Raw genomic sequence first — 12,959 nt, 5'->3', positions numbered from 1 at the left:
CCTGACACCCGCCCAGTATTCTTCTTATGCAGCGCCCTGAAATACACCGTTACTTGATGCTTTCAACCACAGAACACGTGCTCCCCGAACAGCTAAATATCAGCTTGGGACGACCGCCAAAATCATTGACATAAGTTAGTACCGGTTTGCTGCCCAATGCGGCGGCACTGACATCCAACATGCTTTGCGCTTTTGGTGCGATCATCAGCGGCTTGAAGTCGGCTGCTGTTTTCCCGGCTTTGCCGTCACTGGCATCGACCAACGTGATGTAATACGGCGTTGGGTTATTAACCTGATAACGATCACCCTGACGAGTCAGCTGTAACTTCTCTTGCCAAGGTGTCGACATATCAGCCTTTTGTGGCACGATGCTAACTGGGCGGTAGAAAAGTTTGATGCGCGTTTGCAGTGCAATCTGCAAAGTATTGGGTTTGTCCGACCGCGGTGGAATTTCACGCAGGTTAAAATAGAACAAGGTTTCCCGGTCTTGCGCCAACTGACTCACAGCAGGCAAGCTTTGTATTTTTAACTGACTCATCGCGCCAGGCTCTACTCGCTGAACCGGTGGAACTACCGTCAACGGTGAATTGATTTTGTTACCCTGCTCATCTTCAATCCATCCCTGCGCCAGATAAGGTAGCTCCTTATTCTGGTTGCTGATGTTCAAGCTGATCGACTTATCGCCGCCATTAAGAATCGCCCGGGTTCTATCCAGTGCAATCGCTGCTGTTGCTTGCTGAGCCATAAGTGCCGTCACCAAAATCGCGGTGATACGCAGTTTGTTATTCAATTTCATTACCTTTTCCTTCGAATTAATCTTGTCAGAACCTGGTGGCGCCGATCGTTTTCACTTAGCTGAACGGGCGGTTACCCGCAGGTTCATTACCAAACCTTTCTACTGCGACACCGGAGGTTTATCCCCCGTCGCTATTGGCTGGCAAGGCAACAGTAGATTCGCCAGTATTGCTGGAGAAAGAGCCTGCGGCAGAGTGATGCTGCATTGCGCCTTCCCATTCCAGTGTACTGACATGGTTTCACCGGCTTTGATCCCACTGAGATAGGTGGAACCGTCGTCATTAACAATGCCGGTCTCTTGCTGATTTTCATTTAACACGGTGGCCCCAAATGGCGGTGATGTGCCATCTGCCATACGTATCATGGCCATCGCTTTTTCGCCGGAAATCACATTAAAGCGGCGATAACCAATAGCACCTTCAGTCAATGTGACCTGGGCTATGGTTCCTCTGGCTTCAACATCGTCTGCCAGGTTATCGATATCTATACTGGCCCGATTGCGGTAGTAGCTATTCACATCACCAACCACAGCTTTACCAAACTGGTTGGTCCGTATCGATGAGCCATATCCCTGAACCGGAACGCCGGATACCCCTTGGGTATCGAGTAACAAGCGAGTGCCGCCAAGGGTATTAACCCGATGCAAAGCCCCGCCTTCAGGGGTGATAGTTGCCCCGCCCTGAATACCTAAACCAACAGAAGAGTATTGTCCTTCCTGATAGCTGGCGTTGGCATTGATATCCGCACTATTACCTATGTGGTTATAGTTACCACTGACTAGCGCGCCGCTACGTGCTACGCCGGTATTGATCTGGTAGTTGTTGTGAGCATCCAGACGATCGGTATAACCCACTCGCTGACTGTGTTCACGGCCACTCACCGTCGCGCTATAACTGATTGTTGCGCTGTTACCAAACGGCATCGACATGGAGAGATACACGCCATCGTCATTGCTTTCGTTATAGCGGTTACGGTAAGCCGAGAAGGTCAAACTGACGTTTTTCACTTTACCGATATCAAAATAACGCGAGAGCGACAGGTTATAGCGGTCATTCGCCGAGCGATCCCAATAGGTCTGATGGCTATAGTTCAGATACGCGCTCAGCCCCAGATCTTGAAATTGCTGGTTGAAGCTGATGGTGTACATCTCTTTATTGCCACCCACGTCATTGTTGCGATAACGCGCGTCGAGATATTCAGTCATGCTCATAAAGTTACGTTCAGAGAAGCGATAGCCAGCAAATGTCACCTGACTGCCTGTTTCCTGAAAGTTTTTCGAATAGTTGACTCGGTAAGAGCCGCCACTCAACGTACCTTGCTCGGGTAAATTGGCCCAAGATTGGGTCATATCAACCGATACGGCACCAAATTCCATCAAATCACGGCCAACCCCGATGGATGCCGCTTGATATTCGTTTTCACCACTGATCCCACCACCAAACAATGACCAGCCGCTATTGATCCCCCAGGAGAATTCCCCGGTACCAAATACTGGCCCTTCAGACCGACGTCCGATATCCGAAGGCTTACCGGCAGCCATGCGATAGCGCACCATGCCAGGGCGGGTCAGATAAGGAATACTGGCGGTATTCACTTGGAATTGTTGAACTTGTCCGTCAAGTTCCTCGACTCGCACATCCAGCGTGCCGGAAACAAAACTGTTCAAGTTCTGAATACGGAAAGGACCGGCCGCGACCAGTGTTTCACTCAACACACGCCCTTGCTGACTCACAACAACTCGCGCGTTGGTACGGGCAACACCAGTAATTTCAGGGGCATAGCCACGCAAATTAGGCGGTAACATATTGTCATCGGTCGCCAGACTAGCGCCGCTAAAGCGGAAGCTATCAAAGATGGCGGAGTTCAGAAAATCTTCACCCAGCGTCAACTTGGCACCCAAATTCGGGATAGCGCGATAGGCGTAATAGCGGCTCCAATCCCACTGACGCTCAGTCGATGAACCCGATGATTGGTCAACCCGCGTTTGCCAATCAGCACGGAATCGCCAGGCACCCAAGTTAGCGCCGGTGGTCCCGTTTCCGCTTAACGTATTGTTATTGGTATTGTTCGTTTCCTGGCGGTTCAATTGCCCTAACAAGTTGTAATCGAACAGCACTCCGGGAATACCATCCTCCCAACGAGAAGGGGGATCCCAATCGGGTTCGCTGTATTCCAGCCAGGCTTGCGGCACACTCAGGTACAGTGCTGACTTCGCCAAATCACCTTCCACGGTCAGACCGGGTAAGCTGCTGATATCGAGACACTCCCCATTACGCGACCAGGTCAGCTTTTGGAAGCTGTCTTCTTTCAATGCCAGCAACTCAATTAACTGGGGTGTTAAACAGGCCTCACTTTTATTAGGATCTTTTTCTGAGACGTAGAACACAACCGGCTGTTCGCTGAGCTCCTGCTTATTCATACTAACCAATAAGTTATAGTGCCCAGGCATGATGTAGCCGCGTTGGGAGAACTGACTCAGGTCAAAATTAGCGCGATCCTTGGTATCCAGCACATCGGTATTAAACTGAATATCATCACGGGCTTGCGCTCCATAAGCATTGCCACTTAATGCAACTGCAATCAAAATTCGCAATAAATCACGACGGGCAAAACCGGAGGTGATGGAACGAGCGGATACCATGGGATATGTCACCTTACTCATTGAAATCAGTAATAATCCAATTTGAAACGAACGCTAGAATGATAAGTTCCAGCACGCAGTGTCTTACCATTGCCCACTAACCGCAGGGCATAATTGAGTTTCATATCAGCAGGAATTATATTGATCTCCGGTGATGCCACCCCTGGCGTCGAAACATTGCCTTTATCATCAATAATTTGCATTGCCACTCCTTCGGCTTCACCATTAACTGCAAAATTATTACCGTCTGCGGCACCGTCAAATGTCACAACAAAATGCTGCTGGTTCGACTTATCTGGATCAGGGTGAGCTATCGTGCAATGCAGCAACCGAATCTCAAACGGGTGTTCATCCCCTGCACCGTTCTGAACCAATTTACCAATAGGCAAAATCGCCATATCGATGGTCTGTTCCAAGCTTCCGGGCTCTATCGCACAAGCAGTATCAGTAATACTTCCTTCCATACTCACGCGGCCCCAGGCTGTTTTCATGGGATCTGCCGTTACCGGTAAACTCAGCAATAACGCCATCAGTAAGGAAGGAGGCACTATCAAAAAAAAAGACCTGGACATAAATCACCTAACTCATCCAATACGTATCTTTCTCAAGAGAAAAGACATGCGGATAAATCCGCATGTCCAATTAAAAAAGGGGGGCTTATTGGTAAGCCAGCATGAAGTTAGCTACGCTTGAGAAGCTACCTGGTTTGATAGCGTCAGAAGCTGTGCTGCCCTGCAGGTAAGCAGAGAATGCCAAAGTGTTGTTGCCGGTGATCAGAGTCTGTTCAGCAGTTGCTTGACCCAGTTTCACAACAGAACCAGTACCATCAACGATGGCGATACCAGCGCCTTCAGCCAGACCAGTGATGCCCAGCAGGCCAGGTACTGCTTCTGATTCTGCACCGCTAAAAGTAGTGGTTACAGTTTTCAGAGTAGCGATGTCACAGTTTTCCAGTTTGATGTCGAACTTTTTGGCAGGGTTTGATTTGCCGCCATTCTGCAGAAGTACGTTAGAGATCTGACCCATTTCAACAGTCTGAGAATCAGAACCTGATGCGATTGAGCAAGGTGCATCAATGATTGAACCATTGAAAGTCACAGTACCCTGGCCTTGATCAGCAGCGTTAGCCATAGAAGCAAAACCTAATACCAGAGCAGCAGCCAAGATTGTTTTATTCAGTTTCATTACGTGATTCCTTTATACACAATTAAAATTTAATACACTGATTTGCTTTGAAAAAATCAAAGTAAATACCGCGTAGAAGTTGTTTTAAAATACAAATGCATGTTGCTTCTTGCCGTTAAAATACCAAAGGACAAGCTGATAACTGCACAGAGCCATAAAGTCAATATGTAGGCATTGGTAACGCCTGCACATTAAGAAAAAAATTCAAATAACGTTTAAAGCCCTTATTTTGTTCGAGGCAGATAATACAAATATAGGCATCTAGTTGATAGTCATTTAATTCAAATAACTATAATTCAGAGTGTTTAACTTAATTGATTACAGTAACGAAATAAAATCGATAAGATTGATCGATAAACATTATACCCTCGATATATAACACTCCAAAAATAAGCATCCCGACACATTTGATCGCTAAAGAGCGATTTTTCAAAATTAATGATTGCTTATTTCATAACCCAATCTATAATCGACATTAAATCCTTAACATTTCAGCCTAAGAAGCAGAAAAACCTTAGTAATAATGGTATAAACACCCGAGAACCCTTTGATTCCTTCTTAGGTTAGCTTGGTTTTTTTATATGTTAAATCTCAACAAAACCCATAAAAAATAAATCAATAGATTGATTTTAAAGGTTTTTATTAAATTACTTAAAATATCATTTATTTCACATGCAAATTAATAACCCTATTTTCCTTATGCGGCAAAAATGACAAAAAGTTAAATCCTGAGCGTAAGATACTGGGTGACAAAATACAGAATATAAAAACATATAAAAAGGAATGAGAACACAACCACGTTAATGTAAGAACAATTACCGATAGCGTAGGAAATATCCACATAATATGTAGGAAGCACTGATTAGAAATAAAGAATATAGGAAATTTAAAGTTATACATTCTCAACATATAAATTTAATAGGGTAAATAACAATGAAACCGAAGAATCAGAGAAAAGAAGAAGTGATGGGTATTCTGGAGGACCACTGTAATTCGTTAATGGAGCAGTTTACTGAGTCGCCACCACCTGTTATCAATTGGCCAAAAACCAGAGAACTTGCCGATAAAGCGCACTTGGATATTTATACGGCAAGATTGGTATTAATGAAGCTAGTCGAGGAAGACAGGGCCAGAATGTCAGAAACCAAAGTGATGAACTCATTACGCTGGTTTGTTACTCAGCCAGAAAAAAAATGAAACGGCCATCATCTTAGAATAAAAACATTATTTTTCAACGAGATAAATTTGAATAGCGATAAAGATTCAGCTTTAATTGCTGCCAGACACTATCCCATTGAGCTGTTATAACCCCAATATTGGACAATTAGTTAACCTGTTTCCGTACAACAGGATGTTAGCTATATATGTAACTTGTTGATAGAAAAATGAAACTTTGTTTACCCCCATCTATAAGACCCACTCTTTCAGTACCAGTGCTCAACCTTGTTGTTATGGCGCTGATGTCCATTACCTTTGTCACCATGATGCACTATGAAATCAACCGAGGAGGGGCTGGGCTTCATCTTCCTGCCAATATAATCATCTGGGCCATGATGGCACTGCTGACGATAACACTCTATTTACCCCATACTGAAGCCACTCAGCTTGTAAATTCTCCTGGCCGTTTGTGGCTGCTGTTTGGCGCCTTGATGATAAGCCTGCCGGGGCTATTTCCTGCCTCATTACAGCATGTCGTTGCCTGGTTACCGCGGATTTTAGGCCTGTGGGGTGGGATAATACTGCTACTGGGGTTGTTCCGCCTGAAACTGAATGTAGCCCTGCGACAGAGATGGCTGGTGATCATCCTCTTGTCGGCCTGGGGGCAAGCTGTGCTGACTCTGTTGCAATTTTTTGTTTTTACATCCGATAATTGGATGGAATTTGATAGTGCACAGCGGCCTTATGGCATATTCCAGCAAACCAATGTACTGGCCAGTTACCTGGCAACCGGTTATAGCATTGCAATCTATCTGTTTATGTTATCAAGCAAGCGGGCCGTTCGAGGCATCAGCACACTTACCCTGCTGCTATTCCCAGGCTTATTGGTGCTGTTGCAATCAAGGATCGGTTGGGTTGGCGGGATAACAACCTTGCTATTACTGTCGCTATATTACTGGCGTCAGCGACAGATAGCCTGGGTGTGGCTGAGTAGCCTGCTGAGTTTACTGGTCGCCGTTTATCTGTTGGAACAGATGAATATCGGTATGCATGTATCCAAAGATGCCAGCAACACCGAGCGCTGGCTGATACTGCAATATACCTGGCAGATGATACAGCAGCACCCATGGCAGGGTTGGGGATATGGTAGCTTTGAGTCAAGTTTTGCCCATGAGTTGGCGCAGCATTGGCGGGTACCGACTTACTTAACCTATCCTTCCCACCCTCATAATGAAGTGCTTTATGGTTGGGTTGAGGGTGGCATTGCCGCACTGATCGGGATGTTGCTATTGGCTATCGGCTATGTGAAGCCACTCTTAATGCAACCAAAAACCGTTTTCCCTCTGTGGGTTCTCACGTTGCCGATCGCGTTGCATTTGATGACGGAGTTCCCTCTTTATCAATCAGCAGCCCACTGGCTGGTGCTGATTTTACTTGGCCGCCTGATGGTTACAGAAGATATGCTGCAACCCACCACATCGAAGCCAACTTGCTGGCAACGCTGGCTGCACACTGCCGTGATTTTATCGGCGCTATGCACACTGGTGTTTATGGTGACAGGCTTTAAAACTGGCCGGGTACTCACACTGGCCGAGAGAAGTGGCTTGGTTAACATGCAGCCTTTAGATAGCCTGACCAATCCCTATATCCAGTGGGAAAGGTATCAATATATAAGAAATGTTAATCTATTATTGCGATTTAACCAGCATCCTGACCCCATGTTATTACGCCAATTTAGGGTATGGGCCGAGCAGTATATTCAATTACACAATGATCCGAATGTTTATCAAAGTCTGATCATGATTGCTCGGTATCAGAAGGAAACAGCTTACGCCGATCAGTTGTACCAAACTGCTCGCGCTTTATTCCCCGCCAACCCAGCCTTTCAATAACGCCGACCTTATCAGCAATCACAAATCACCTGGCCCCTAAATCAAGGGGCTTATTACACCGTTTGCGGGCAGCCTCGAGTTTTACCTATGTCAGTTTTGGGGCTGCTGGGCTAGTATATCGGCTGGAAAAAGGACTTGATGAATGGTTGTAATTACAGCCCTTCTGTTTCAAGCTCATAGCTTATTTTTATCGGCTGTTGTGCCGGCATTGATAGCGAGATTTCCGTGTTAACCGTAAAATCATGTGATAGCTAACGATAATAATAAAAATCACAATTAACTTTAAATTCAATGGACTATAAATCATAACCACATGAACAATACCGATAAACTCGATTCTCACACCCCGATGATGCAGCAGTATCTTCGGCTCAAGGCCCAGCATCCTGACATTCTATTGTTCTACCGGATGGGGGATTTTTACGAACTGTTCTACAGTGATGCCAAGCGAGCTTCACAGCTACTGGATATCTCACTCACTAAACGCGGAGCCTCCGCAGGTGAGCCTATTCCGATGGCTGGGGTACCTTATCATTCGATAGAAAACTATCTGGCGAAGCTGGTCCAGTTAGGTGAGTCTGCCGCAATTTGCGAGCAAATCGGTGATCCCGCCACCAGTAAAGGGCCAGTTGAGCGTAAAGTAGTGCGTATCGTGACACCAGGTACTGTCAGTGATGAAGCTCTGCTACAAGAACGTCAGGATAATCTGCTGGCGGCTATCTGGCAGGATGCGCGCGGTTTTGGCTATGCGACGTTAGATATCAGCTCCGGTCGTTTTAGGGTTGCACAACCCGCAGATCTTGAAACCATGGCTGCCGAGTTGCAGCGAACGCATCCCGCAGAGTTACTTTACCCAGAAAACTTTGAGCAGATGTCGTTGATAGAACACCGGCATGGCTTGCGCCGCCGTCCATTATGGGAGTTTGAGCTAGAAACCGCCCGTCAGCAGCTTAATCTGCAATTCGGCACCCGTGATTTAATCGGGTTTGGTGTAGAGCAAGCCCATCAAGCACTGCGCGCTGCGGGTTGCCTACTGCAATATGTCAAAGATACCCAACGTACCTCTCTACCCCATATCCGCGGTTTAACCATGGAGCGCCAGCAAGATGGCATTGTTATGGATGCCGCGACCCGTCGTAACCTTGAACTGACCCAGAACCTGTCTGGTGGGTCTGAAAATACGTTAGCTGCTATTCTCGATTGTAGTGTGACCGCAATGGGCAGCCGCATGCTAAAACGCTGGCTGCATATGCCGGTTCGCGATATCAAGGTATTAAGCGATCGCCAACAAGCAATCGGCGGCTTACAAGATATCACCGCCGAACTGCAAACGCCGTTGCGTCAGGTAGGCGACTTAGAACGTATTCTGGCTCGTTTGGCGCTGCGCACTGCGCGCCCAAGAGATTTAGCGCGGATGCGCCATGCTTTCCAGCAATTGCCGGAGATTCACCGTCTACTGCAATCGGTGGATGTTCCCCACGTGCAAAATTTGTTGTCACAAGTCGGCCAGTTTGATGAATTACAGGATCTGTTGGTGCGGGCAATTGTAGAAGCACCGCCAGTGTTAGTACGTGATGGTGGTGTCATTGCGCCGGGTTATAATTCTGAACTCGATGAATGGCGAGCTCTGGCCGATGGTGCTACCGATTATCTGGATCGGCTGGAGATCCGTGAGCGTGAAAAGCTGGGCCTGGATACACTGAAGGTCGGTTTTAATGGCGTCCACGGCTATTACATTCAGGTAAGTCGTGGTCAGAGCCACTTGGTTCCGATTCATTATGTCCGTAGACAAACCCTGAAGAATGCTGAGCGCTATATCATTCCAGAACTGAAAGAGTATGAAGACAAGGTTCTGACCTCTAAAGGCAAAGCGCTGGCGATTGAAAAAGGGTTATATGAAGAGATTTTCGATCTTCTGTTGCCACATCTGCCTGAATTGCAAATCAGTGCTAATGCGTTGGCGGAACTGGATGTACTGGCGAATCTGGCTGAAAGAGCGGAAACACTCAACTACAACTGCCCAACCCTGAGTGATAAACCGGGGATTAAAATTACCGCTGGCCGCCATCCGGTCGTCGAGCAGGTTCTCAGTGAGCCCTTTATTTCTAACCCGCTGACGTTATCACCTCAGCGGCGGATGCTGATCATTACCGGCCCGAATATGGGGGGTAAAAGTACCTATATGCGCCAAACAGCCTTAATAGTTTTGTTGGCACACATGGGGAGTTATGTTCCAGCGGAAAGCGCTATCATTGGCCCGGTTGATCGCATATTTACCCGCGTAGGTGCCGCTGACGATCTGGCTTCAGGCCGTTCCACCTTCATGGTCGAAATGACGGAAACAGCCAATATCCTGCATAACGCCACGGAGCAAAGTCTGGTGCTGATGGATGAGATTGGTCGCGGTACATCCACTTATGATGGCCTTTCATTGGCCTGGGCTTGTGCTGAAAATCTGGCGAGCCGTATTAAAGCGATGACGCTGTTCGCCACTCATTACTTTGAGTTAACCACCCTACCGGAAAAAATGGAAGGTGTGGTAAACGTCCACCTTGATGCTCTGGAACATGGCGAAACTATCGCCTTCATGCACAGTGTGCAGGATGGGGCAGCCAGTAAAAGTTATGGTCTGGCAGTCGCAGCCCTGGCCGGTGTACCACGTGATGTGATTAAGCGGGCACGGCAAAAACTGAAAGAGCTCGAGTCATTGTCTAATAATGCCGCAGCCAGCAAGATTGATGGCTCACAACTGACATTGTTAAATGAAGAGACACCACCTGCGGTTGAAGCATTGGAAGCACTGGACCCAGACTCATTATCACCACGTCAGGCATTGGAATGGATTTATCGCCTGAAGAATATGGTGTAAACGGGCATAAAAAAACGGTGAACATCTGTTCACCGTTTTTGTGTTTTATAAGAATAACTATCTATACCCTAACTATTTCGTGTTGCAGAAAGGCGGGTAAATTTATTCACGGAACAACGCCTCGATGCTCAAGCCTTGTGTTTGCAAAATTTCCCGCAAACGACGTAAGCCTTCAACCTGAATCTGGCGGACACGCTCACGCGTCAAACCAATTTCACGGCCAACATCTTCCAGCGTTGCTGCTTCATATCCTAAAAGACCAAAACGACGGGCCAGCACTTCGCGCTGTTTAGCATTCAATTCAAACAGCCATTTAACGATACTTTGCTTCATATCGTCATCTTGCGTTGTATCTTCTGGACCATTTTCATTTTCGTCGGACAGAATATCTAACAAGGCTTTCTCTGAGTCGCCGCCTAACGGTGTATCAACAGAAGTGATACGTTCGTTCAGACGTAACATACGGCTCACGTCATCAACCGGTTTGTCGAGTTGCTCAGCAATCTCTTCAGCGCTCGGTTCATGATCCAATTTATGAGAAAGTTCTCGTGCAGTACGCAAATAAACGTTTAATTCTTTAACGATATGGATAGGTAAACGGATGGTCCGGGTTTGGTTCATTATCGCCCGTTCAATCGTTTGACGAATCCACCAAGTGGCATAAGTGGAGAAACGGAAACCGCGTTCAGGATCAAATTTTTCCACCGCCCGAATAAGACCGAGGTTTCCCTCTTCAATCAAATCCAGCAGTGCTAAACCGCGATTACTGTAACGGCGGGCGATCTTCACCACCAACCGCAAGTTACTTTCAATCATACGCCGACGTGAAGGCACATCACCGCGCAATGCACGCCGGGCAAAATAAACCTCTTCTTCTGCGGTTAACAGCGGCGAATAACCAATCTCACCAAGATAGAGCTGCGTCGCGTCCAGCACTCGCTGGGTAACACCTTGCGCCAACAGCTCATCTTCTGCTAACTCGCTTTCAGTAGGTTCATCCTCTACTAATGCTTTTTCGTCGAAAATTTCAGTTTCCGTACTGTTTTCATCAAAATCAGCATCTTCATGCAACTCGTTAACTTTCAGCGTATTTTGGCTCATATGCTGCTCCTACCCGTGAATCCGGCGAGCAGAATACAGCGTATTCTGCCCAATCTATCGCTGCGGAAGGTAACGCAGCGGGTTTACGGATTTCCCCTTGTAACGAATTTCAAAATGCAATCTAACTGAACTGGTTCCGGTGCTACCCATGGTTGCTATTTTTTGACCCGCCTTCACTTCTTCTTGTTCCCGGACCAGCATTGTATCGTTATGAGCGTAGGCGCTCAGGTAATCATCATTATGTTTGATGATAATAAGATTACCGTAACCACGCAGTGCGTTCCCAGCATACACAACTCGCCCGTTTGCTGTAGCGAAGATGGGTTGCCCACGAGAACCGGCGATATCTATCCCTTTATTGCCCCCTTCGGAAGCCGAGAAGCTATCGATCGTTTTACCCTCAGTTGGCCATTTCCAGCTACTGACTGGACCACCATTACTGGTTGGATCACTGATGGTACTGCTTGGCGCGGTAACAGGTGCGGTCGATGCGACAACTGCCCCTGACGCTGGTAACATTTTACCAACATTCTGTTTACCCGAGTTTCCAGAATACGCGCTAGTTGATTGAGAATCAACCGTTGTAGTTGTGTTCTGAATATTTGCCGGCGGTTTTGTCATTCCACCTGATGTGGCATCGGTCGCGGCTAACATTCCACCACCCGACCCATTACCCAACTGGATAGATTGTCCAACATTCAGGCTATATGGCTCAGCAATATTGTTTTTTGCTGCCAGATCACGGAAGTCATTCCCGGTTATCCAGGCAATATAAAACAGCGTGTCACCACGCTTAACGGTATAGGTATTACCGTTGTAACTTCCCTTGGGGATACTGTTGTAACTACGGTTATAAACGATGCGGCTACCGGAACTATTCGTATCCGAGCCACTTAGCATGGTCCCTGAACGATCACCGCCAACACTGCTGATTGGCGCAGATGTTGAGGAGTCATTACTACAACCTACCAACCATAAACTCATAACCGTACATGCCGCTACCCGGCGTAATGTAATCATTGGGCTTCCCGTGCTCATGCTTCCCCCATGACAGCAATAATAAGCGATATATCCAAAATACCTTTTACACTGTAGTTAAAGTGGTCAGTTAACGACTGTTAAAACGCCATGCCGAATACGACTATTCCACTCATTTTCGAGTATTAAAAGGTTCCACAGCGCAGGCCAAGACACATGCTGACTCGCACTGAAGAAACAAGATACAGAAGCGCGCATGCTATCAATACCGCGCCTGCCATACCATAAAATTTATATTACTGATTTTCGGCCAATCTTTAGCACAAAAAAACTGCACTTC

9 protein-coding genes are annotated in these 12,959 nt (G+C 46.9%); 3 read left to right on the top strand and 6 right to left on the bottom strand.

What is annotated here, in order from left to right; genetic code table 11:
- Positions 1–49: 49 nt before the first annotated feature.
- From Q2T72_RS04345 to Q2T72_RS04330, 4 genes are all read right to left on the bottom strand, one after another.
- Positions 50–796, bottom strand: a complete 747-nt coding sequence (locus tag Q2T72_RS04345; protein WP_372568708.1) for a fimbria/pilus periplasmic chaperone — start codon at positions 794–796, stop codon at positions 50–52.
- A gap of 99 nt (positions 797–895) precedes the next feature.
- Positions 896–3,436, bottom strand: coding sequence for an outer membrane usher protein (locus tag Q2T72_RS04340; RefSeq protein ID WP_193784720.1), 2,541 nt, complete (start codon positions 3,434–3,436; stop codon positions 896–898).
- Positions 3,437–3,462: 26 nt separating this feature from the next.
- On the bottom strand, positions 3,463–3,966 hold the full coding sequence (locus Q2T72_RS04335) for a fimbrial protein (RefSeq protein WP_193784840.1): 504 nt from the start codon (positions 3,964–3,966) through the stop codon (positions 3,463–3,465).
- Positions 3,967–4,093: 127 nt separating this feature from the next.
- Positions 4,094–4,621: a fimbrial protein gene (locus Q2T72_RS04330; protein ID WP_083160381.1), complete on the bottom strand. Its 528-nt coding sequence runs from the start codon at positions 4,619–4,621 to the stop codon at positions 4,094–4,096.
- Positions 4,622–5,554: 933 nt separating this feature from the next.
- On the opposite strand from Q2T72_RS04330, the gene Q2T72_RS04325 reads away from it, so the two are divergent.
- From Q2T72_RS04325 to mutS, 3 genes are all read left to right on the top strand, one after another.
- Positions 5,555–5,818 carry a faeA-like family protein gene (locus tag Q2T72_RS04325; protein ID WP_083160383.1) on the top strand — a complete coding sequence of 88 codons (264 nt, stop codon included), beginning with the start codon at positions 5,555–5,557 and terminating at the stop codon, positions 5,816–5,818.
- A gap of 263 nt (positions 5,819–6,081) precedes the next feature.
- Entirely contained in the window at positions 6,082–7,671 is a 1,590-nt protein-coding gene (locus Q2T72_RS04320) for a Wzy polymerase domain-containing protein (protein ID WP_372568707.1), read from the top strand.
- A 313-nt stretch (positions 7,672–7,984) separates the two neighbouring features.
- Positions 7,985–10,540: a DNA mismatch repair protein MutS gene (gene mutS / locus Q2T72_RS04315; RefSeq protein ID WP_083160387.1), complete on the top strand. Its 2,556-nt coding sequence runs from the start codon at positions 7,985–7,987 to the stop codon at positions 10,538–10,540.
- Positions 10,541–10,642: 102 nt separating this feature from the next.
- Here the strand turns inward: mutS and rpoS are convergent, their stop codons facing one another.
- Positions 10,643–11,641 (bottom strand): RNA polymerase sigma factor RpoS, encoded by a 999-nt coding sequence (gene rpoS, locus Q2T72_RS04310; protein ID WP_019210991.1) that lies wholly within the window; start codon positions 11,639–11,641, stop codon positions 10,643–10,645.
- A gap of 54 nt (positions 11,642–11,695) precedes the next feature.
- Positions 11,696–12,661 (bottom strand): murein hydrolase activator NlpD, encoded by a 966-nt coding sequence (gene nlpD / locus Q2T72_RS04305; RefSeq protein ID WP_193784841.1) that lies wholly within the window; start codon positions 12,659–12,661, stop codon positions 11,696–11,698.
- Between the last annotated feature and the right edge of the window lie 298 nt (positions 12,662–12,959).

The organism is Yersinia sp. 2466 StPb PI, assembly GCF_041538325.1.
Classification (GTDB): domain Bacteria; phylum Pseudomonadota; class Gammaproteobacteria; order Enterobacterales; family Enterobacteriaceae; genus Yersinia; species Yersinia enterocolitica_E.
This window is presented reverse-complemented; position numbering and strand designations above follow the sequence as displayed.

Excerpts from the sequence above, each read along its gene's own strand:
- Q2T72_RS04345 (WP_372568708.1), bottom strand. The coding sequence starts at position 796 with ATGAAATTGAATAACAAACTGCGTATCACCGCGATTTTGGTGACGGCA.
- Q2T72_RS04340 (WP_193784720.1), bottom strand. The coding sequence starts at position 3,436 with ATGGTATCCGCTCGTTCCATCACCTCCGGTTTTGCCCGTCGTGATTTA.
- Q2T72_RS04335 (WP_193784840.1), bottom strand. The coding sequence starts at position 3,966 with ATGGCGTTATTGCTGAGTTTACCGGTAACGGCAGATCCCATGAAAACA.
- Q2T72_RS04330 (WP_083160381.1), bottom strand. The coding sequence starts at position 4,621 with ATGAAACTGAATAAAACAATCTTGGCTGCTGCTCTGGTATTAGGTTTT.
- Q2T72_RS04325 (WP_083160383.1), top strand. The coding sequence starts at position 5,555 with ATGAAACCGAAGAATCAGAGAAAAGAAGAAGTGATGGGTATTCTGGAG.
- Q2T72_RS04320 (WP_372568707.1), top strand. The coding sequence starts at position 6,082 with ATGTCCATTACCTTTGTCACCATGATGCACTATGAAATCAACCGAGGA.
- mutS (WP_083160387.1), top strand. The coding sequence starts at position 7,985 with ATGAACAATACCGATAAACTCGATTCTCACACCCCGATGATGCAGCAG.
- rpoS (WP_019210991.1), bottom strand. The coding sequence starts at position 11,641 with ATGAGCCAAAATACGCTGAAAGTTAACGAGTTGCATGAAGATGCTGAT.
- nlpD (WP_193784841.1), bottom strand. The coding sequence starts at position 12,661 with ATGATTACATTACGCCGGGTAGCGGCATGTACGGTTATGAGTTTATGG.